The sequence below is a fragment of the Pseudomonas sp. URIL14HWK12:I12 genome (genome assembly GCF_003097135.1).
Lineage (GTDB): Bacteria > Pseudomonadota > Gammaproteobacteria > Pseudomonadales > Pseudomonadaceae > Aquipseudomonas.
In genome coordinates, this window is sequence record NZ_QEQL01000003.1 from 143,527 (window position 1) to 164,090 (window position 20,564).

Sequence of the window (20,564 nt, forward strand, 5' to 3'; positions counted from 1 at the left end):
CCATGGGACTCAAACTCGGCGACATCGCCCCGGACTTCAAACAAGCCTCCAGCGAAGGCGACATCCAGTTTCATCAATGGCTAGGCGACAGCTGGGGTGTGCTGTTCTCGCACCCGGCCGACTTCACCCCGGTGTGCACCACCGAGTTGGGCTACACCGCCAAGCTTGCCGAGGCGTTCGCCAAGCGCAACGTCAAGGCGATCGCCCTGTCGGTAGACCCGGTGGAGTCTCACCTACAGTGGATCGATGACATCAACGATACCCAGAACACTCGGGTCAACTTTCCCATCCTGGCCGATGCCGACCGCAAGGTGTCTGACCTCTACGACCTGATCCATCCCAACGCCAGCGACACGTTGACGGTGCGCTCGTTGTTCGTGATCGACCCGAACAAGAAAGTGCGCCTGACCATCACCTACCCCGCCAGCACTGGCCGCAATTTCAACGAGATTCTGCGGGTGATCGATTCGCTGCAACTGACCGACAGCCACAAAGTGGCTACCCCCGCCAATTGGCAGGATGGCGACGAGGTGGTGATCGTGCCCTCGCTCAAAGACGAGCAGGAGATCCGCCAGCGCTTTCCAAAAGGCTACCGCGCCGTGCGCCCGTACCTGCGGCTGACGCCACAGCCGAATAAGTGAATCTGTGTTGCAGGGATTTTAGGCCGCGAAAGCGGCCTTTTTTTTGCCTGGTGCGCCCAGCCCCTGGGCTCTGAATCGCCCTCGGCCATGGCCGCCCGACACTGCACAAAGCTGATCGGTTCCTCAGAATTTTCCGTTATTCCCAAGAACGTACAAGCAATGCGCAGGGCTGAACGCTTATGGTTTTCACACCAGGCAACAAATCGTCGAAAACAGCCTCGGCGAACGGATGGCACTCGATTTCAGGAAGGAGTTAGCAATATGGAAGCTGCAATTTCTCGCAGGCGGGCTGCGATCATCGGCTCGGGAAGCATCGGCATAGACCTGATGTACAAGGCCATGCGCTCTCCCCACTTGGATCTGAAAATGGTGGTGGGGCGCAGCCTCGCCAGTGAGGGCTTGGCCCGCGCCCGTGAGCTGGGCATCGCCACTTCGGCCGAAGGCATCGGTTTTCTCGCGCATCACGCCAGCGGCATCGATATCGTGTTCGACGCCACTTCGGCGCAGTCGCACCGTATCAACGACCCCTTCTTTCGCAAGGCCAACCTGCTGGCGATCGACATGACCCCGGCCAAGATCGGCGCGATTTGCGTACCCTCGATCAACCTCGACAACATGGCTGCCGAACGCAACGTGAACCTGGTGACCTGCGGCGGCCAAGCGAGCATCCCGCTGGCCTACGCCATCGCGCAGGCATTCGACACGCTGGAGTACATCGAAGTGGCCTCGACCATCGCCTCTGACAGCGCGGGCCTAGCCACACGCGAGAACATCAACCAATACATCCTCACTACCGAGCAGGCGCTGCGGCAGTTCAGCGGTGCGGGCAAAAGCAAAGCGGTACTGAACATCAACCCGGCCAAGCCCGGTATCAACATGCAAACCACCGTGTTCGCCAAGGGGCGTTATCAAAGCCTTGAGAAGGTGAAAGCAAGCGTGCGGGAGATGGTTGCCCGGGTTCAGCGCTACGTGCCGGGCTACGAAGTGGTGCTGGAGCCGGTGGAAACCAAGGGCTACCTGACCGTGAGCGTGACCGTGCGAGGCAGTGGCGACTACCTGCCTGCCTACGCCGGCAACCTCGATATCATCAACTGCGCCGCCATTGCTGTCGCCGAATTCAATGCTGTTTGCTGGGAACGGACCGCCGCATGATTACCATCACTGACTGCACCCTGCGCGACGGCAACCATGCGGTGCGGCATCAACTGAGCGAGGCACAGATTCGCCAGTATGCCGCGCAGGCCGACGCCGCCGGCGTCGACATCATCGAAGTGGGCCATGGCAATGGGCTGGGGGGCTCCTCGGCGCTGCTGGGCACCAGTTGCCTGGCTGACCGCGAGATGCTCGAAACAGCCCGCGAGGTGATCACCAATGGCCGCCTGGGGATTCATTTCATTCCCGGGCTGGGCACCTCTACCGACCTTTCGGAGGCCATCGAGGCGGGGGTCGATGTGTTCCGTATCGCCTCCCATTGCACCGAAGCCAATATCACCGCGCCGTACATCGAGTCGGTGCGCAACCAGGGCAAGAGCGTGTATGGCGTGCTGATGATGAGCCATATGGCCGAGCCCGCCGCGTTGGCGCAACAGGCTGCGCTCATGGCCAGCTACGGTGCCGATGCCGTGATCCTGATGGACAGCGCCGGTTACCTGGCCCCCGACGACGTGCGCTGGCGCGTGCAGGCAATCCAGGAACTGACCGACATCAGGCTGGGGTTCCATGCCCACAACAATCTGGGCCTGGCCGTGGCTAATTCCATCGCGGCGGTGGAAGAGGGCGCTCAACTGCTGGACGCCTGCATCAAAGGCTTCGGCGCCGGGGCGGGCAATACCCAGTTGGAAACCTTGATCGCCGTGCTCAACCGCTCGGGCTACCGCACCCGCTGCACCTTCGATGCAGTGGCCGGGCTGGCGCGCGCTTCGGAGCAGTACCTGGACTGCCTGACCCCGCACATCGGCACCGCCAACATCGCCAGCGGCATCAACGGGCTGTTTTCCGGGTTCGCGCCGCACATCAAGCGCGCGGCCGAGCAATTCAAGGTCGATGAATTTCAGCTGTACCGCTTGCTAGGCCAACGCCAGCTGGTGGCAGGGCAGGAAGACATCATCCTGGAAGCCGCCGCCCGGCTGTCCACTACACACTGAACCCACCTTCAGGTATCGAATCGATGGCTGCCATTGATAAGCAGGGCCTTCGCTCGCCCATGATTCACGAAAAAGTCGCTCACTGGGCGGCCTTGACCCCCGACGCGCTCGCCGTTCGCAGTGCATCGGAAACACTGACCTACGCCGAACTGGATCGGCAGTCGTCTGCCCTTGCCAGCTACCTGCGCGAGCAGGGCATCGGCACCGGCAGCCTGGTCGGGGTGTATTTCCAGCCTTCGCCGGCCACGCTGGTGTGCATGCTGGGCATCCTCAAAAGCGGCGCAGCCTACGTGCCGCTGGACGTCGCCAACCCGATTGCGCGGTTGGTGCAGATGATCGGGCAGTTGGCCGACCTCAAGCTGATCTTCAGCTCGGCGCCGTTCATGGCCAACCTTGGGGAACAAGCGGTGGCCTTTGCCGACATCGAGCAGGTCCGCGAACTGTTGGCGGGGCTACCCCCGCCCCTGCCGAGCCCTTGGCAGGTTCAGGAAGATGCCCTGTGCTACACCGTGTTCACCTCCGGCACCACCGGCGTGCCAAAAGCCGTGGCGATCACTCACCGCAGCTGGGCGAACCTGATCGACTGGCACGTGCGCGAATACAGCCTGGGGCAGGATGCCAACGGCATTTTGGTATCGGCCTACGGGTTCGATATCTCCCAGCGCAGCCTGGTTACGCCGTTGTACAGCGGGGCGTCGATTTCGCTGGCCAGCAGCCGCATGTTCGATGGCTACGAAATTGCCGCACTGATCCAGGAGCACCAGGTAGCGAGCATCCACCTGGCGCCCAGCTCGCTGTACCTGATCCTCCAGGCCGGCCAGGCCGGTGAGCAATTGGTAAGCCTGCGGCACTTGTTCATCGGCGGTGAAGCCCTGTCGCCCGCTCGGGTGGTGGAGTGGGCCAAGGGCAAGGGCGCGGCGTGCAACCTGATCCATCAATACGGTGTGGCGGAATGCACCGATGTGGCTACCTGCCACCGCATGGTCGATTACGCCACCTACCTCACCGATGGCATTCCCATGGGCCAACCGGTGGGCAATTGCCGCGTCGACGTGCTCGATGAGCACGACCGCCCCGTGGCTGCCGGCGAAACCGGGCAGATCGTCATCTCCGGCATGGGCGTGGGCCAGGGTTACCTGAATAACCCCGTGCTGCAGGCCGAGCGCTTCAGGCCCGTGGTCGTCGATGGTGTTACCCGTGCGGCTTATTTCACCGGTGACTACGCACGCCGCCAGGTCGACGGCGGTTTCATCTGCCTTGGCCGGCGCGATAACCAGATCAAGATCCGCGGCATGCTGGTGAACCTGTCCGAGATCGAGAACGGCGTGCGCAACGCCCTGGCCACCGTCGAGGACGCGATCGTCCTCAACACCCAGGCCCAGCCGGGCCAGGAGGCCGAGCTCACCGCCTTCGTGACCACTTCCGACGAGCTGCCGGCCCTGCGCGACATCGGTCGACAGCTCTCTGCCCTGTTGCCCAGCCACATGCACCCGCGGCGCTATGTGGCCTGCAAGCAATTTCCCCTGACCCAGAACGGCAAGATCGACCGCCAGGCACTGCTGGGAATGGGCTGAATACCCCGTCACCATCAACAAGGAGTTTTACATGACACAGATGGACCAAAAAATATCCGCTACCACCGGCCTGCCGGCTGGCGCGGTGATCACTGATGATATTCGGGCAGACATCGAATCGTTCGAGCGCAACGGCTTCATTGGCCCGATCAAACTGTACGAGCCCGAAGAAGCAGCGGAAATCCTGCGGGCCCTGCGCGTGGCCAACCATGACCGCTCGCACATCCTGTACGACAACAACATGAACTACGACCGCCACTTCGATATTCCCGAGCTGTCGCGGCACATCATGCACCCGACCATCCTCAAGTACCTGCGCGGCATTCTGGGCAGCGACCTGCTGTGCTGGCGCTCGGAGTGGTTTGCCAAATTCCCCGGTGGCCGCGGCACCGAGTGGCACCAAGTGCGCGACTACAGCTACACCGACGGTAACCCGCTGATCGTGCCGACTGAAACGGACTGGAACGCCTACATCGACCTGACCGTGTGGACCGCCTTCACCCCGGCCACCAAGGAAACGGCGTGCATGCGCTTCCTGCCAGGCTCGCACAAGAAGTTCTACTACGACGAGAAGAAGAGCGTTACCACCGGCCGTAATGGTGATTACCAGCACACCAAGACCGACACCGGCTTCTTTGGCTATGACTTCTCTGAATTCAAGGTCGACCCGGCCTGGGACCCGGAAAGCGCCAACCCGGTGGACATGGAACTGCAAGCCGGCGAGTGCGTGATTTTCACCGCTTCGTGCGCCCATGCTTCGCACAACAACACCAGCGAGCGGCAAACCCGCCTGGCGATCTCCGGCCGCTACGTGCCCACCCATGTGCGGGTGTACCCCGACCTGTCGAGCTACAACGCCCACGGCGAAACCTTCGACCTGGCCAACTACGCCACCGTGCTGGTGTCGGGTGCCGACACCTACGGGCACAACAAGGTGCGCAGTGCCACCAACCGCGACCAAGCCTTCTCGTTCGCCCCTCTGGAGGAGCAAGTCCCATGCTGAATGCCATTCATGAAATTTGCTCCAAGGCGCTGGATTACCCGCAACTGAAGCTGGACGACGACTTTTTCGACGTTGGCGGCCACTCGTTGATGATGGCGGAGATCCAGCGTCAGCTGCACGAAGAGCTGAAGGTGCAGATCGACATGGAATCGCTCTTTCGCAACTCGTCGGTGATCCAGCTGAGCAAGGCCATCCAGCCGTCGTTCAGCCACCAAGCGGGTTAATGCCGGGCCGGCCAACTGTGATCGGTTGGCCACCCCTCAAGGAGATAAGAAAATGAAAACCTTTGCGTTGCTGGAGCAACCTTACAGCGGTGAGCCGGCAGACCTGACGCTCAAGCGGGCTTCGCTGTTCGCTGCCTTCATGAGCCGGGCTACTCAGTGCGTGCCGGTCAGTGCCGACAACGCTGCGGCCGCCAAGCATGTGAACCACCTGCTCGAGCAGGGCCACGTGCACTTCAATGCCCTGGAAGGCGGTGCCTTCGAGGCCTTCTATGGCCCCTCGTGCGAGGCCACCGCACAGATCTCCACACGCATTCCTTTCTGGTCGGAAAAGATCGTCGCGAAAATCCGCAAGAGCGTGCGCCAGTCCCAGGGCGCCATCTGCTCGCTGCAACTGTTCGATGCCGAGAACAGCATCGATGTGTTCGTGACCGACTGGAGCTCCTGCACCGCGGCCTGCGCCATCGCCGTGCACAAATATCACTGGTTCACCCGTAACCTGGCTGACCGGCCTGATGCCGACAACTATTTCACCGGCGCCTACGTACGTAACCCGCTGACTGGCGATTTGATGTCGGTGTGGGTCGCTGACTGGGTCAAGCCCGACTTCGGCACCGGTGCCGTGCTGGTTAACCCCGCTCATAACAAGACCGACCTGGATTTCGCCCGGCGCGTAGGTTTGCCGATCCGCTTCGCCCTGTCGATCGAGGCGCAGGCCGATGAGCACTCGATGCCCATCCCGCCGGTGCTCAAAACCGGCCACGCCGTGCGCGCGGGCTTTCTGGATGGCAAACCGGCGCCGCAGGTGCACAACGAAACGGTCAACGTGTTGCTGCGCAAGGGCAGTGCCCGGGTGCATGAAGACAAACGCATTCCCGGCGAAGCCATCGCCCGCATCGAGCCCACCACGCCTGAGCAAGCTCAGCTGTACTGGAACCCGCACCTGGGCACCTTCCATGAGGATGCCGCCCAAGGGTTGCCGGTTCGCGTCGAATTCAGCGCGTCTTTCAAAGCCGCTGTGACCACCGTCACCCACCGCCCCGACCACCTGCAAGTCGATGCCTCGATCCAGAAGAAGAACATCGGCGTGCTCGCCGCGTTGATCTTCGACCTGGGTGGGGTAGAGGCCTTCGTGCCGCTGACGCTGCTCGAATCGGTCGAGTACGCCGGCAGCCGCGCCGACGGTGATCAGGCTGTGGACCTGGCGTTGCTGGTGGGTGAGGAGCCAGAGAAGGTGCTGGTGATCCGCAAGGCATTGATCGACCAGATCGACAGCTTTCTCAGTGGCTGCCAGAAGCTTTCTGCCCGGCTTGGCGAAAACGGCACGCAGCCGCCGGACCAGGTGAGCACCCTGCTGGAACACGGCGACGCTGTGTCGGCGTTCCGCTCTTTGTACCAGTGGCAAAAACAAATGGTCGCCAATGACGAAGTGATCGACCAGTGCGCCTACACCTCAGTGCTTTCGAAGCTCGGCGTTCGGTCGGCTTGAACCAGGAGATTATCTGATGGAAATTTTCCTCTACGCCTTCAGCGTGATGTACAGCCCCGGGCCAGTCAACGTGATGGGCCTGAACGCGGGGCTGACCGGCCAGTTCCGTCGCACGGTCGGCTTTTTCATCGGCGTGGGCTGCGCGATGTTTGCGTTGTTCCTGATCTTTGGGTACACCGGCGAGGCCTTGATCTCACGCTCGGTGCTGCCGTACCTGGCCTTGGTGGGCGGGCTCTACACGCTGTACCTGGCGTTCAAGGTATTTACCTCCAAAGTGGTGCTGCCCGGCAAAGCCGAGCCGGCATCGGCGGCCGATAAACCGTTGACGTTCTGGAACGGCTTTTTGATCCAGGCGCTGAACCCCAAGGGGATGATGGTGGTGCTGCCGATCACCACGGTGATGTTCCCGGCGGCTCACGTGACCGGCACGGGCATCGCGCTGGTCTCGACCTTGATCGCGCTGGGGGGCGCCGGTGCGCCAGGCATCTATTCGTTCCTGGGCGCAGTGCTGGGCAAGCGCATCACCAAAGAGTCGTACTTCAACTTCTTCAACCGGTTGATGGGTGTGGCGCTGGCGGTATGTGCAGCCTTCATGCTTTACGACTTCTACCTTCACGTTCAAGGGGTTTGAGATGATCAAGCCACACACGGCGGTCAACTGGGACGCCGTCGCCAAAGAGCAGTTGGGCGATTCGATCGTGCGCCAGATCGTGCACGGCGACGAACTGATGATGGTCAAGCTGACGATGAAAGCCGGGGCGGTGGTCAAGCACCACAGCCACCCCAACGAGCAGATGACCTACATCCTCAAGGGCAGGATCCGCTTCACCCACGGCTGGGATATGGAGCAGAGCACCGTGCTGTGCGCCGGCGACGTGCTCCACCTGGCGGCCAACGTGCCGCACGCCGCCGAATGCCTGGAAGATACCGTGGACCTGGACGTGTTCACCCCGCCACGCAGGGACTGGTTCGCCGCCCATGGCAACGACTACTTCGCCCAGCCCGCCGAGGCCAGCCATGACTAGCCCGGCCCCGAACAAGTGGTTGCACCGGACCGTGCAGCCCGAGGCGCGCACTCGCCTGCTGTGCTTCCCTTTCGGGGGTGGCAGCGCCTCGTTCTACCGCGATTGGCAAACCCGGCTGGGGCCGCAGGTCGAAGTGTGCGCCGTGCAGCTGCCGGGGCGTGAGGCTCGCTTCGCCGAGCCGTTCTTCACCGACATCGACCAACTGCTACCGCCCTTGGCCCAGGCGCTGTCGGGGCTGTTCGACCTGCCGTTGCATCTGTTTGGCTACAGCCTGGGTGCGGGGATCGCGCATCGGTTCGCCAGCTACTGCGCCGAGCATTACCCCGCGGCACGCATCGAGTCGCTGACCGCCTGCGCCAGTTCCGCAGCGTTGGGCAGCCGCGTGAGCGCCGCGGCCATGAGCGACGAGCAATTTCTGGCGTACATCCAGGCCTTGGGCGGCTTGCCGGGCGAGGTGGCCGACAACCCCGGCCTGCGTGCGATCGCGCTGAGAACGCTGCGCCATGATTTCGCGCTTTCCGAAAGCATCGACTTGCCGACGGCTGCGCCGGTGGCGCTGCCGATCCTGGCGATCGGCGGCGACCTCGACCCGTCAGTGCCAGTCGATGGCTTGCAGGCCTGGGCGGCCAAGACCACCGAACCGGCCCAGCAACAGGTATTTCCCGGGGATCACTTTTTCGTTCGCCAGAACCTGCCAGGGGTGCTGCAAGCCCTGCGAAGTTTCGCCGCCGTGTGACCACCAGGATGGGATCGCTACTGTAATGGACTATATGACTGCTTCGTTCAATATCGCCGCCGGCGCTGCGCTGATATTGCTGATGCCGGGGCCCACCAACACCTTATTGATGACCTCGGGCTACACCAGCGGGCCGGCCCGCACTTCACCCCTGATCGCTACCGAGGCCTTCGGCTACAGCATCGCGATCAGCGCCTGGGGCTTCGTGCTGATCGCCCTGGCCACTCGTTACCCCGACATCGGCATCGGTCTGAAATTGCTGTGTGCAGGCTACCTGGGCCTGCTGGCCTACCGCATCGCTTCGCTGAGGCAACTGGCGAGCGAGCCGGGGCGCGGCGTGGTCAGTTGCAGGGCCTTGCTGATGGCGACCCTCCTCAACCCCAAGGCGCTGATACTGGCGTCGGTGGTGTTCCCCCGTGAGGTGTATGCCACCGCCGAACGCTTCGGTTGGGCCCTGCTTTCGTTTCTGCTCATCCTGGTGCCAATCGGTTTCGCCTGGGCATGGCTCGGCACGGTGGTCAGCCGCGCGCCTCACCATAATGTGCACCGGTGGGTGCCCAAATTGGTCGGGCTGTCACTGTCGTCCTTTTCCGTTTACCTGACTTATTCGGCCCTCAAATGAACGTCCACCACAGGCATAGAACCGTATTTCGCAGCCACGGCGCGCCCTCGGTGCTCGAACGTGCACCGCTTGCCCTGGAGCCGTTGGCCCCCGGCCAGGTGCGGGTGCGCAACCAGGCGGTCGGGGTGAACTATATCGACACCTATTTCCGCTCCGGGCTATACCCACCGCCGAGCCTGCCGTCAGGGCTGGGTACCGAAGGGGCCGGCACGGTGGTGGAGCTTGGCCCTGGCACCCAGGAATTCGAAGTGGGCGATCGCGTGGCCTATGTGCAGTCTGCCCTGGGGGCCTACGCCACCTACCATGCTGTCGACCAGCAGCGCCTGGTTCGCCTGCCCGCCGACATCGATTTCACCACCGCCGCGGGCGGGTTGCTCAAAGGGCTGACGGTGCTGTGCCTGTTCAACCAGGTCAGCCGGCCCCAGCGCGGCGACACGGTGCTGTTTCATGCAGCTGCAGGCGGCGTTGGGCTGCTGGCCTGCCAATACGCCCGCCGCCAAGGCATCCGCCTGATCGGCGTGGTATCCAGTGCGGCCAAGGCCGCGCAAGCCAAGCAAGCCGGCGCCTGGGCCACCTTGCTGGCCGACGAGCCTATCGCGGAGCGAACCCGTGCGCTGACCGGCGGCGAAGGCGCACGTTTCGTCTACGATTCGGTGGGCCGTAGCACCTGGAACGCCTCGCTGGGCGCCACGGCGGCCCGCGGCCACTTGATCAGCTTCGGCAATGCCTCCGGGCCGGTCGAAAACGTTGCGCTGGCCGAGCTGGCAAGGGCGGGCTCGCTGACCGTCAGTCGCCCTATGCTGTTCGACTACATCAGCGATTCGGCATCATTACGGGCATTGGCTGAAACGTTTTTCCAATGTGTTAGAGACGGTATGGCCGTGCACATCGGCGCCACCTTCGCCCTGGCCGAGGCTGAACGGGCACATGTGTTGTTGGAAAGCCGTAAAGCGACTGGCTCGATCGTCCTCATCCCTTGATGAGGTTTTCATGAAGATCGACCCGTGGCCTTCAAACCTTGGGATCCAAATGCTAATTTGGTGTCTCGCCTGTTTTAAAGTGTTTACTCGGTACGCCCAGATGGAACCGCCCGCTAAGGATCAGCACCATGATTGAACTGCCTTCTTCCAAAGACTGGGTACGGCATTCCCATCCATCCTCCAAAATGGAGCGGCTGGAGGCCTTCTTCAGTGGGCATGGTTTTGACCCGCACCGCCACGACACCTACGCGATCGGCCGCACCCTGGCGGGCGTGCAGAGCTTCCGTTACCGCGGCGAGGCGCGTAACAGCCTGCCGGGTAGCACCATGGTGTTGCACCCTGACGAAGAGCATGACGGCCATGCCGGCAGTGACTCGGGCTTTCGCTATCGCATGCTCTACATCACCCCGGAGCTGGCGCAAGAGGTGCTTCACGGCAAACCTCTGCCGTTTCTCAAAGGCGGCATCTCGAACGACCCGCACTTGGCTATGGCTGCCGACAGCATCCTCAATTCGCTCGACGATTCGGTTGACCCCCTGGCCGAGGACGACGCGATTTTCCAGCTGTTCACGCGGCTGCAAACCATGTGTGGCGAAAGGCCGGCCAACAACGCCAGCTGTTTCACGGCGGCGAACCTGGCGCGTGAATACATGAACGACAACCTGCACTTGCCCGTGAGCCTGGATGACTTGGCCGAATGCACCGGGCGTGACAAGTGGAGCCTGTCCAAAGACTACCGGGTGTACTTTGGCACCAGCCCCCACCGCTACATCACCATGCGCCGCCTGGACCGCGTGAAAGCATCGATTCTGGCGGGGCGGCCGCTGAGCGAGGCGGCGCTGGATGCCGGCTTCTTCGACCAAAGCCACATGAGCCGGCACTTCAAGAATGCATTCGGCGTGTCGCCCGCACGCTGGTGCCGCTCCCGCGACAGGGCCTTGGCGTAAGCCGCGCATGCCCTGAGCGGTGGGCCGGGCCTGCCCGCCCATGGCGGTAAGGCCATTACGCCCTGACAGCAACTTCAACAGCCTGTGAGGGGGTTCCCAAGAACCCGCCTCGGCAGGCGCACGCCCGCGTGAAGGGCAAAACGAGACATGTTCATCCAATAGAACTTGAGGAGCGAGGATATGGAAGATCCGAAACTTGACTGGGACGCGCTGGGTTTCAGCTATCGCAAAACCGATCTGCGATATGTGTGCCACTGGCGAGATGGCCAATGGCAAACCGGTTACCTCACCGAAGACAACCAACTGCACCTGAGTGAAGGGTCCACGGCCCTGCACTATGGCCAGCAGTGTTTCGAAGGCATGAAGGCCTACCGCTGCCGAGATGGCTCTATCAATTTGTTTCGGCCCGACCGGAACGCTGAGCGCATGCAGCGCAGCTGCGCGCGGCTGTTGATGCCCCCGGTGCCCACCGAGCACTTCATCGAAGCCTGCAAGCAAGTGGTGCGCGCCAACGAAAGATTCTTGCCACCCTACGGCAGTGCCAGCGCTCTTTACTTGCGGCCGTTCGTGATCGGCGTGGGCGATAACATCGGTATTCGCACTGCCCCGGAGTTCATCTTCTGCGTGTTCTGCCTCCCGGTGGGGCCCCTGTTCAAAGGGGGGCTGCAGCCCAGCAACTTCGTGATCTCCGATTACGACCGCGCCGCCCCCAACGGCACCGGCGCGGCCAAGGTAGGGGGCAACTACGCCGCCAGCCTGTTGCCGGGCACTCAAGCAAAGGCGGCGAACTTCGCCGACTGCATCTACCTCGACCCGATGACGCACACCAAGATCGAAGAGGTCGGCTCGGCCAATTTTTTCGCGATCACCCTCAGCGACACTTTCGTCGCCCCGCGTTCGCCCTCGACGCTGCAAGGCATCACCCGTGATTCGCTGCTGGAGCTGGCCCGCAGCCGGCTGGGCCTTCGCACGGTCGAAGAGGATGTGTACGTCGATAACCTGGATGCCTACAAGGAAGCCGGGGCCTGCGGGACGGCGGCCGTGATCACGCCCATTGGCGGCATCCAACACGGCGAGCGGCTGCACGTGTTCCACAGCGAGCATGAGGTGGGGCCTTTCACCCAGCGGCTGTACGACGAGCTTACCGGTATTCAGAAGGGCGACATCGAAGCACCCGCCGGTTGGATCGAGAAGGTGTAACTGCGCCTGTCGCTAGCGGCGGGCAACATCCGAAAAATAGAACTTGTCCAGCGTATGGCGCGATTCGGTGTATTCGAATTGCCGGCCATCCTGCAGGAATGTCTGGTTGCTCACCACGATCACGTGGCTCTGGCCGTCCAGGTCCAGATGCCGCTGGTCGTCCTTACCGCGCGGCATCGCCTCGATGGTGCGGCGCGCATAGCTGATCTGCAGCTGCAGGGTCTGCTCGATGAACGCATAGATCGACTGCTCGGCAATTTCCGGTGTGAGGCCGGGGATGAGTTCGGCCACGAAGTGGTTGATGTCGAGGATCTCCCGCTTGCCGTCGATGTGGCGCACACGCTTGATGCGCGTCACCAGGCTGCCTTCCTCGGCCTGGATATGTTCGAGCAGGCTACCCTGCAACTCTACCTGGCCGAACTCAACCACCTCGGTGCGCACATCGTTGCCCAGCCGTGGATAGGTTTCCTGGAAGCTGACGATGCCACCCAACTGGAATTCGATCGGTGCCGGTGAGAGCACGAAGGTGCCCTTGCCATGAACCTTCTGTGCGAACCCCCTTTCCTGCAGTTGCTCGATGGCACGGCGCACGGTGCCGCGGCTGGTCTGGTAGCTGTCCATCAATTCGGTTTCGGAGGGCAGGCGGGCGCCCGGCTGCAAGCGTTCGGTGGTGATGCTGGCTAGCAGATCACTGTAGATCTGGTTGTATTTACTCATGAATCAGGCTCGGTACCGGGTGCGCGAAGGGGGAACCATAGGGATGGCATCAAGGTTTGTCGATGGCGATGCGACAGCCGACGGCCAACCATTGTCGCAAACTCGTCTGTACGAGTTGTTGCGCCAACTCGTACAGACGAGTATGTTGGATACACACGGTAGCGGCAACGCACCCCAATAACAAAAAAAAGCAGGTCACAAGCATGAGCCACGATTACGCGAACATCGCCAGTGCGTTGCTGCAAAGCCTCGGCGGCCGGGGCAACCTCGAACAGGCCGCGCATTGCGTCACCCGCCTGCGCCTGTCACTGAAAGACCCCAACCAGGTCGACCGCGGCACGCTCAACCAGATCGATCTGGTCAAAGGCTCATTCTTCAGTGGCGGCCTGTTTCAGGTGGTCATCGGCCCCGGCGAGGTCGAGAAAGTGTATGCCGCCCTGCGCGAGCAAACCGGCCTGGCGGCCCTCACCATCGCCGACCTCAAGCAACAGAGCGCCGCCAAGGTCAATGGCGTGCAGCGCCTGGTGCGGGTGCTTTCCGATGTGTTCATGCCGATCCTGCCGGCGCTGATCATCGCCGGCCTGCTGATGGGCGTGAACAACCTGATCGGTGCCAAGGGCATGTTCGTCGAGGGCCAGACCCTGCTGGAGGCCTACCCAACGCTCGAAGGCGTATGGAGCCTGATCAACCTGATGGCCAACACCTCCTTCGTGTTCCTCCCCGCGCTGGTGGGCTGGTCGGCTGCCAAGCGCTTCGGCGGTAGCGAAATTCTCGGCATCGTGCTCGGCCTGATGCTGGTTCACCCCGACCTGCTCAATGCCTGGAACTACGGCAAGGTGGTGGCCGGGCTGGGCGGGCAGGGCATGCCGTATTTCGACATTTTCGGCTGGTTCAAGATCGAGAAGGTCGGCTACCAGGGGCAGATCCTCCCCATCCTGCTGGCAACCTACGTAATGAGCGTGATCGAGAAGTGGCTGCGGGCGCGGGTTCCGAACGCCATCCAGCTGCTGGTGGTGCCGATCACCACCATCGTCATCACCGGCGTGCTGGCCCTGGCCCTGATCGGCCCGGTCACGCGCCACCTGGGCATCCTGATCACCGAAGGGCTGGTGGCGTTGTTCGACCTGGCGCCGCTGTTGGGCGGGGGCATCTTCGGCCTGCTGTTCGCACCGTTGGTGGTCACCGGCATGCACCACATGTTCCTCGGGGTCGACCTGCAACTCATCTCCACCCAAGGCGGCACCTTCATCTGGCCGATGATCGTGATGTCGAACCTGGCCCAAGGCAGCGCAGCGGCGGCGGTCTTCTACATGACCCGCAACGCCCGCGACAAGAGCATGGCCTCTACCTCGGCCGTGTCGGCGTACTTCGGCATTACCGAGCCGGCGATGTTCGGCATCAACCTGCGCTACAAGTACCCCTTCTATTCCGCTTTGATCGGCTCTTCGATGGCCTGCATCTTCCTGTCGATGAACAAGGTCCAGGCCTCGGCGATTGGGGTCGGCGGCTTGCCCGGGTTCATTTCCATCATGCCCCAGTACATCCCGGTGTTCGTGGTCGGCATGGTCATCGCCATGATCGTGCCGTTCCTGCTCACCTGCGCGCTCAGCGCCAAGCTCATCCGCCCCGGTTATCGGGTGGCCTGAGCCCACGCCCCAACCACTGAAGGATTCGCGCCATGCAAGCCTGGCAGCATTCGGTGATCTACCAGATCTACCCCAAAAGCTTCCACAGCCACGCCGGCAACCCCACCGGGGACCTGCTCGGGGTGGTCGACAAACTCGATTACCTGCACTGGCTCGGCGTCGATTGCCTGTGGCTTACGCCCTTCCTGCGTTCGCCCCAGCGCGACAACGGGTACGACATCAGCGACTACTACGCCATCGACCCCAGCTACGGCACCATGGCCGATTGCGAGCTGCTGATCGCCGAGGCGGGCAAGCGCGGCATCAAGCTGATGCTCGACATCGTGGTGAATCACACCTCCATCGAGCACGCGTGGTTCCAACAGGCGCGCAGCAGCCTCGACAACCCCTATCGCGATTTCTACATCTGGCGCGACCAGCCCAACAACTGGGAATCCAAGTTCGGTGGCTCGGCCTGGGAGTACGAGACCCAGACGGGCCAGTACTACCTGCACCTGTTCGACCACACCCAGGCCGACCTGAACTGGGACAACCCCAAGGTGCGCGAAGAAGTCTTCAAGATGATGCGCTTCTGGCGCGACAAGGGCGTGGGCGGGTTCCGCCTGGATGTGATCAACCTGATCTCCAAGCCGGCGGACTTCCCAGAAGACGACACCGACGGGCGCGGCTTCTACACCGACGGGCCGAACGTGCACCGCTACCTGCAGGAAATGCACCGCGAAGTGTTCGAGGGCCACGACCTGGTGAATGTCGGCGAGATGTCCTCGACCCGCCTGGAGCATTGCATCCGCTATTCCCACCCGGCGTCCAAAGAGCTGTCGATGACGTTCAACTTTCACCATTTGAAAGTGGACTATCCCAACATGCAAAAGTGGGTCTACGCCGACTTCGACTTCATCGAGCTCAAGCGTATTTTCTCGCTGTGGCAAACCGGTATGCAGGCGGGCGGCGGCTGGAACGCGCTGTTCTGGTGCAACCACGACCAGCCCCGGGTGGTGTCGCGCTTTGGCGATGACGGCGAACACCGTGTGGTGGCCGCCAAGATGCTTGGCACCGCGCTGCATTTTCTGCAAGGCACCCCCTTCATCTACCAGGGTGAAGAGCTGGGCATGACCAACCCCGGCTTCGACCGTATCGAGCAGTACCGCGACGTCGAAACCCTCAACATCTATCGCCTCAAGCGCGACGCGGGCGAAAGCGATGCCCAGTGCATGGCCACCATCATGCAGAAATCGCGAGACAACGCCCGCACGCCCATGCAGTGGAACAGCCAGCCCGATGCCGGCTTCGGCAGCGCCACGCCCTGGATCGACCTGCCGGCCAACGCCGGGCACATCAACGTCGAGCACCAGTACAACGACCCGGCCTCGGTGCTGCACCACTACCGCCAATTGATAGCGCTGCGCCGCGAAACGCCGTTGATTCAGGCCGGGGTCTACCGCGACCTGCTGCCCGGCCACGGCCAGGTGTGGGCCTATCTGCGCGAGGGCGACGGCGAGCGGCTGCTGGTGGTGAGCAACTTCTACGGCAGCGCCTGTGAAGTGGAATTGCCTGAGCCGGTGATCGAAACCGCGGCCTCGCAGCGTGTGCTGATCAGCAACTACGAGGGCAGTGGGCAACGCCAGCGGCAGTTGTTTCTAAAGCCCTATGAATCGTTCGTGCTGCACCTGGCTGGCAACCGCTGATACCCGTTATCGCACAGGGCTGCCACAAGGCCCTGTGCTGCTGAACTTCGCTGCGCCTGGGGTTTGCCGCAGAGGAGCGTTTCGCCCGCAAGACCTTTCACAACAATAAAAAAGACAGGGGTGGATTTTGAAAACCAACATGACGTTCAAACTTGCCGCTTCGTGCGTTTACCTTACCTTGCCGTTCACCGCGCAGGCGCTGGACTTCGAAGGTTACCTGCGCAGCGGCCTGGGCGGCACCGATAAAAACCAAACGCAATCGTGCTTCGCGCTGCCCGGTGCCCAGAGCAAATACCGCCTGGGCAACGAGTGCGAACAGTATGCAGAGCTCGAACTGCGCCAGGCCCTGGCGACCTTCGACGATGGTTCGGTGCTCAGCATCGACGGCATGGCCTCGCTCTACAACCGTTATGGCGAGGCGCTGACCTTTCAGGGCGACAACGGCACGGTGCGCCTGCCCCAGGCCTACGCGCAGTGGTCGAACCTGCCCAGCCTCAATGGCGGGTCGGTGTGGGCCGGCCGCCGTTACTACAAGCGTAACGACATCCACATCTCTGACTTCTACTACTGGAACCAGAGCGCCACCGGCGCCGGTATCGAGGACGTGAAGATCGGCGGCCTGAAATACAGCTACGCGTTTTCCCGCAAAGACAACCTTTACCAGAAAGACTACGTGACCCGGCAGGACTTCAACGTCGGCGGCTTCCAGACCAACCCCGGCGGTGAGCTGGAAGTGGGGCTGAGCTACCTCGACAAGCCCAGCCGCCGCGATGCCCACGCAGGCTGGGCCGTCACCGCCCAGCACGTGCAGCAGGGGTTTCTGGGCGGCAAGAACAAACTGGCGTTGCAATACGGCGAAGGCCCAGGCACCGGACTAGGCTACACCGGCGACACGGCGCTGGATGACAGCAACAAGAGCTATCGGATCGTGGAGTTTTTCGACTGGCAGGTGACGCCGCGGTTCGGCGGCCAGTTCGAGGCGGTGTACCAGAAAGACATCCGCCCCGATGGCAGCGACCAGACCTGGATCTCCGTGGGCGTTCGGCCGGTTTATGCGCTCACCGAGCAGTTCAAGCTGGTCGCAGAGCTTGGCCATGACCAGGTCGATGCCCCCGGCGGTACGCGCAAGCTCAGCAAGGCTACCTTCGCCCCCACCTGGTCGCCCAAAGGGCCTGGGTTCTGGACCCGGCCAGAGGTGCGCTTGTACTACACCTACGCCAGCTGGAACGCCGCGGCCCAACGGGCGGCCAACGAGCTGGCAGCAGGTTCGGCGCTGTCGGACAGCGGCGCGTTCGGCTCGGCGCTGCATGGGGCCAACGCCGGTGTGCAGGTTGAGTACTGGTGGAAATAAACGATGGCGCTGCGGCCCGCACGTCGAAGAACAACAACACAGGTGAAACCATGACAGACCCTCGACCCTTGCAACTGCTGGCACCGCTGCCTGGGGTGCTGATCCCGCTGAGCGATGTGCCTGACCCGGTCTTCGCCGAACGGGTGATCGGTGACGGGCTGTGCATCGACCCCACCGCCGAAACCCTCTGCGCACCCATGGCTGGTGTGGTCAGTGACCTGCAGCGCAGCGGCCATGCCCTTACCCTCACCAACGATCAGGGTGTGCAGGTGCTGCTGCACATCGGCCTGGATACGGTGAACCTGGCCGGCGAGGGGTTTACCGCTCAGGTCGAGCAAGGGCAGCGCGTGGAGGCCGGGCAGCCGTTGATCCGCTTCGACGCCGACTACATCGCCCTGCATGCGCGCAGCCTGATGACGCTGATGCTGGTCGCCAGCGGCCAGCCCTTCACGGCATTGGCCCGCGAAGGGCAAGTGGAAGCCTTGCAGCCGCTGCTCGAGCTGGGCACTGGCAGCGAGGCCGCGCCAGCCGAGCACGCCGAGGCCGAGGCGGTGTTTTCCGCGCCGATCCCGCTGCCTAACGCCAACGGATTGCATGCACGCCCCGCAGGCACGTTCGCTCAAGCGGCCAAGGGCTTCGAGGCGCGCATCCGGCTGCACACCGCGCAAGGCAGCGCCAACGCTAAATCCTTGGTGGAAATCATGGCGTTGCACACTGGCCGGGGCGATGAGCTGCGCATCAGCGCCGCCGGCAGCGACGCCGAGGCAGCCCTTGCGACGTTGAGCGCGTTGCTGGCCGAGGGCAGTGGCGAGGCGGTGACACCTGCCCCAGCGGCGCCGGCCGCCAGCCCGCAGGCACCGGTTGACGCCGGGCGGCTGCGCGGAACCTGTGCGTCGGCCGGTGCAGCATTCGGCCAGGTGGTACAGGTGAGTGAACGCGCCCTTGAGTTGGCGGAAACCGCCGACGACCCAGCCGCCGAACGGGCCGCGTTGAAGGCCGCGCTGGCCGAAGCGATGCAGGCGTTGCAGGCACTGCGCGACAGCGCCGGCAGCGAAGCCCAGGCGCAGATCTTCAAGGCGCATCAGCAACTGCTGGAAGACCCGAGCCTGGTCGAGCAGGCCCAGGCGCTGATCGAACAGGGCAAAAGCGCTGGCTTCGCCTGGCGGCGGGTCACCGAGGAAACGGCAGCGCTGTTCAGGGCCGGTGGCAATGCCTTCATGGCCGAGCGGGCGCTCGACCTGCAAGACGTTGGCCAGCGGGTGCTCAAGTGCCTGCTGGGCGTGCAGGACACGGGCAGGGCCTTGCCCGACCAGGCCATTCTCATCGCCGACCAGCTCACGCCTTCGCAAACCGCCGCGCTCGATACTAGCAAGGTGCTGGGCTTTGCCACCGTGGCGGGCGGCGCCACCAGCCATGTGGCCATCCTTGCCAGGGCCCTGGGCATCCCGGCGCTGTGTGGCCTGCCCAAGGCGGTGCTCGAGCTGGCTGAGGGCACTGCGGTGCTGCTCGATGCCGACGCGGGTGAGCTGCGCGTCGACCCGCCCGCCGAGGTGGTGCAGCAATTCAAGGCTAGGCGCCAGGAGCAGCAGCAGCGCCAGGCCCACGAGCTGGCGCAGGCTCCCCAGCCCGCCTGCACCCGCGATGGCCACCGTTTCGAAGTCACTGCCAACGTCGCCTCGTTGCTGGAAACCGAACATGGCATGGCGCTGGGCGGGGAGGGCGTGGGGCTGCTGCGCTCTGAGTTTCTCTATCACGAACGCGCCACCGCCCCTACCCAGGATGAGCAGGCGGCCGCCTACGCCGCCATCGCCCGCGCCGTGGGGCCGGCACACAACCTGGTGGTGCGCACCCTGGATGTCGGGGGCGACAAGCCCCTGGCCTACGTGCCGATGGACAGCGAAGCCAATCCGTTTCTGGGCATGCGCGGTATCCGCCTGTGCCTGGAGCGCCCGCATCTGCTGCGCGAACAGTTTCGCGCCATCCTGGCCAGTGCTGGCCTGGCGCGGTTGCACATCATGTTGCCGATGATCAGCCAGCTCGCCGAGCTGCGCCTGGCCCGGCAGGTGCTCGAAGAGGAGGCCCGCGCGGCCGGGCTGGAGGCGTTGCCCAAGTTGGGGATCATGGTCGAGGTGCCGTCTGCTGCGCTGATGGCTGACCGCTTCGCACCGGAGGTGGACTTCTTCTCGATCGGCACCAACGACCTGACCCAGTACACCCTGGCGATGGACCGTGACCACCCGCGCCTGGCCAGCCAGGCCGACAGCCTTCACCCCGCCGTGCTGCGGCTGATCGCCACCACCGTCAAGGCTGCCCACGCCCATGGCAAGTGGGTGGGCGTGTGCGGCGCGCTGGCTTCCGAAACCCTGGCCGTGCCCGTGCTGCTGGGGCTGGGGGTGGATGAACTGTCGGTCAGCGTGCCGCTGATCCCGGCGGTGAAGCAGGCGATTCGTGACGTTGAATTGAGCCGCTGCCAGGCCCTTGCCCAGCAGGTGCTGGGCCTGGACAGCGCTGAGCAGGTACGCGAGGCCTTGCGCGAACAGCCGCAGGCCGCGCGCGTTGTTTCTCATGTGATGGAGAGTTGAG

At 63.2% G+C, this 20,564-nt stretch carries 19 protein-coding genes; 18 read left to right on the top strand and 1 reads right to left on the bottom strand.

The features are described from left to right. Positions 1 to 2 precede the first annotated feature (2 nt). The 14 genes from F474_RS10750 to F474_RS10815 all read left to right on the top strand — a co-directional run bounded on the left by F474_RS10750 (position 3) and on the right by F474_RS10815 (position 12,582). A complete protein-coding gene (locus tag F474_RS10750; RefSeq protein ID WP_097084398.1) occupies positions 3 to 641 on the top strand; it encodes a peroxiredoxin in 639 nt (212 codons plus the stop codon). 261 nt (positions 642 to 902) lie between these two features. Continuing rightward, positions 903 to 1,793, top strand: coding sequence for an acetaldehyde dehydrogenase (acetylating) (locus F474_RS10755; RefSeq protein ID WP_097084399.1), 891 nt, complete (start codon positions 903 to 905; stop codon positions 1,791 to 1,793). Continuing rightward, entirely contained in the window at positions 1,790 to 2,785 is a 996-nt protein-coding gene (gene dmpG / locus F474_RS10760) for a 4-hydroxy-2-oxovalerate aldolase (RefSeq protein WP_097084400.1), read from the top strand. Before F474_RS10755 ends, dmpG begins: the two co-directional genes overlap by 4 nt. A 23-nt stretch (positions 2,786 to 2,808) precedes the next feature. Beyond that, positions 2,809 to 4,359, top strand: coding sequence for an amino acid adenylation domain-containing protein (locus F474_RS10765; protein ID WP_097084401.1), 1,551 nt, complete (start codon positions 2,809 to 2,811; stop codon positions 4,357 to 4,359). A gap of 31 nt (positions 4,360 to 4,390) precedes the next feature. Continuing rightward, positions 4,391 to 5,362 carry a chlorinating enzyme gene (locus tag F474_RS10770; protein ID WP_218275575.1) on the top strand — a complete coding sequence of 324 codons (972 nt, stop codon included), beginning with the start codon at positions 4,391 to 4,393 and terminating at the stop codon, positions 5,360 to 5,362. Beyond that, a complete protein-coding gene (locus F474_RS10775) occupies positions 5,356 to 5,586 on the top strand; it encodes an acyl carrier protein (RefSeq protein WP_097084402.1) in 231 nt (76 codons plus the stop codon). The genes F474_RS10770 and F474_RS10775 overlap by 7 nt, the downstream gene beginning before the upstream one ends. 52 nt (positions 5,587 to 5,638) lie before the next feature. Continuing rightward, positions 5,639 to 7,072 carry a class I tRNA ligase family protein gene (locus tag F474_RS10780; RefSeq protein ID WP_097084403.1) on the top strand — a complete coding sequence of 478 codons (1,434 nt, stop codon included), beginning with the start codon at positions 5,639 to 5,641 and terminating at the stop codon, positions 7,070 to 7,072. 16 nt (positions 7,073 to 7,088) lie between these two features. Beyond that, entirely contained in the window at positions 7,089 to 7,703 is a 615-nt protein-coding gene (locus tag F474_RS10785) for a LysE family translocator (RefSeq protein WP_097084404.1), read from the top strand. A 1-nt stretch (position 7,704) separates the two neighbouring features. Beyond that, entirely contained in the window at positions 7,705 to 8,097 is a 393-nt protein-coding gene (locus F474_RS10790) for a cupin domain-containing protein (protein ID WP_097084405.1), read from the top strand. Next, positions 8,090 to 8,833 (top strand): thioesterase II family protein, encoded by a 744-nt coding sequence (locus tag F474_RS10795; RefSeq protein WP_165830303.1) that lies wholly within the window; start codon positions 8,090 to 8,092, stop codon positions 8,831 to 8,833. Before F474_RS10790 ends, F474_RS10795 begins: the two co-directional genes overlap by 8 nt. A 25-nt stretch (positions 8,834 to 8,858) precedes the next feature. Further along, a complete protein-coding gene (locus tag F474_RS10800; RefSeq protein WP_165830304.1) occupies positions 8,859 to 9,455 on the top strand; it encodes a LysE family translocator in 597 nt (198 codons plus the stop codon). Then, complete coding sequence (locus F474_RS10805; RefSeq protein ID WP_097084407.1) at positions 9,452 to 10,435, top strand: quinone oxidoreductase; 984 nt, start codon at positions 9,452 to 9,454, stop codon at positions 10,433 to 10,435. The genes F474_RS10800 and F474_RS10805 overlap by 4 nt, the downstream gene beginning before the upstream one ends. A gap of 128 nt (positions 10,436 to 10,563) precedes the next feature. Next, a complete protein-coding gene (locus F474_RS10810; protein ID WP_097084408.1) occupies positions 10,564 to 11,382 on the top strand; it encodes an AraC family transcriptional regulator in 819 nt (272 codons plus the stop codon). 180 nt (positions 11,383 to 11,562) lie between these two features. Next, the gene (locus tag F474_RS10815; protein WP_097084409.1) at positions 11,563 to 12,582 is read left to right on the top strand and encodes a branched-chain amino acid aminotransferase; all 1,020 of its coding nucleotides are present in this window, start codon (positions 11,563 to 11,565) and stop codon (positions 12,580 to 12,582) included. Positions 12,583 to 12,594: 12 nt separating this feature from the next. Here the strand turns inward: F474_RS10815 and treR are convergent, their stop codons facing one another. Next, positions 12,595 to 13,299, bottom strand: a complete 705-nt coding sequence (gene treR, locus F474_RS10820; protein ID WP_097084410.1) for a trehalose operon repressor — start codon at positions 13,297 to 13,299, stop codon at positions 12,595 to 12,597. Between the two features lie 203 nt (positions 13,300 to 13,502). Here treR and treP point away from each other — a divergent pair, with 203 nt between their 5' ends. The 4 genes from treP (at position 13,503) to ptsP (ending at position 20,563) form a co-directional block, all read left to right on the top strand. Then, entirely contained in the window at positions 13,503 to 14,945 is a 1,443-nt protein-coding gene (treP, locus tag F474_RS10825; RefSeq protein WP_097084411.1) for a PTS system trehalose-specific EIIBC component, read from the top strand. 32 nt (positions 14,946 to 14,977) lie between these two features. Further along, complete coding sequence (treC, locus tag F474_RS10830) at positions 14,978 to 16,630, top strand: alpha,alpha-phosphotrehalase (protein WP_097084412.1); 1,653 nt, start codon at positions 14,978 to 14,980, stop codon at positions 16,628 to 16,630. A 139-nt stretch (positions 16,631 to 16,769) separates the two neighbouring features. Further along, a complete protein-coding gene (locus F474_RS10835) occupies positions 16,770 to 17,981 on the top strand; it encodes a carbohydrate porin (RefSeq protein WP_097084413.1) in 1,212 nt (403 codons plus the stop codon). A 50-nt stretch (positions 17,982 to 18,031) separates the two neighbouring features. After that, on the top strand, positions 18,032 to 20,563 hold the full coding sequence (gene ptsP, locus F474_RS10840) for a phosphoenolpyruvate--protein phosphotransferase (protein WP_097084414.1): 2,532 nt from the start codon (positions 18,032 to 18,034) through the stop codon (positions 20,561 to 20,563). The last annotated feature ends 1 nt before the right edge of the window (position 20,564 follow it).

Coding starts and splice junctions, on each gene's coding strand:
- F474_RS10770 (WP_218275575.1), top strand. CDS start 4,391: ATGACACAGATGGACCAAAAAATATCCGCTACCACCGGCCTGCCGGCT.
- ptsP (WP_097084414.1), top strand. CDS start 18,032: ATGACAGACCCTCGACCCTTGCAACTGCTGGCACCGCTGCCTGGGGTG.
- F474_RS10835 (WP_097084413.1), top strand. CDS start 16,770: ATGACGTTCAAACTTGCCGCTTCGTGCGTTTACCTTACCTTGCCGTTC.
- F474_RS10810 (WP_097084408.1), top strand. CDS start 10,564: ATGATTGAACTGCCTTCTTCCAAAGACTGGGTACGGCATTCCCATCCA.
- F474_RS10755 (WP_097084399.1), top strand. CDS start 903: ATGGAAGCTGCAATTTCTCGCAGGCGGGCTGCGATCATCGGCTCGGGA.
- F474_RS10785 (WP_097084404.1), top strand. CDS start 7,089: ATGGAAATTTTCCTCTACGCCTTCAGCGTGATGTACAGCCCCGGGCCA.
- F474_RS10775 (WP_097084402.1), top strand. CDS start 5,356: ATGCTGAATGCCATTCATGAAATTTGCTCCAAGGCGCTGGATTACCCG.
- F474_RS10790 (WP_097084405.1), top strand. CDS start 7,705: ATGATCAAGCCACACACGGCGGTCAACTGGGACGCCGTCGCCAAAGAG.
- F474_RS10765 (WP_097084401.1), top strand. CDS start 2,809: ATGGCTGCCATTGATAAGCAGGGCCTTCGCTCGCCCATGATTCACGAA.
- F474_RS10815 (WP_097084409.1), top strand. CDS start 11,563: ATGGAAGATCCGAAACTTGACTGGGACGCGCTGGGTTTCAGCTATCGC.
- F474_RS10780 (WP_097084403.1), top strand. CDS start 5,639: ATGAAAACCTTTGCGTTGCTGGAGCAACCTTACAGCGGTGAGCCGGCA.
- F474_RS10800 (WP_165830304.1), top strand. CDS start 8,859: ATGGACTATATGACTGCTTCGTTCAATATCGCCGCCGGCGCTGCGCTG.
- treR (WP_097084410.1), bottom strand. CDS start 13,299: ATGAGTAAATACAACCAGATCTACAGTGATCTGCTAGCCAGCATCACC.
- treC (WP_097084412.1), top strand. CDS start 14,978: ATGCAAGCCTGGCAGCATTCGGTGATCTACCAGATCTACCCCAAAAGC.
- F474_RS10805 (WP_097084407.1), top strand. CDS start 9,452: ATGAACGTCCACCACAGGCATAGAACCGTATTTCGCAGCCACGGCGCG.
- F474_RS10750 (WP_097084398.1), top strand. CDS start 3: ATGGGACTCAAACTCGGCGACATCGCCCCGGACTTCAAACAAGCCTCC.
- treP (WP_097084411.1), top strand. CDS start 13,503: ATGAGCCACGATTACGCGAACATCGCCAGTGCGTTGCTGCAAAGCCTC.
- F474_RS10795 (WP_165830303.1), top strand. CDS start 8,090: ATGACTAGCCCGGCCCCGAACAAGTGGTTGCACCGGACCGTGCAGCCC.
- dmpG (WP_097084400.1), top strand. CDS start 1,790: ATGATTACCATCACTGACTGCACCCTGCGCGACGGCAACCATGCGGTG.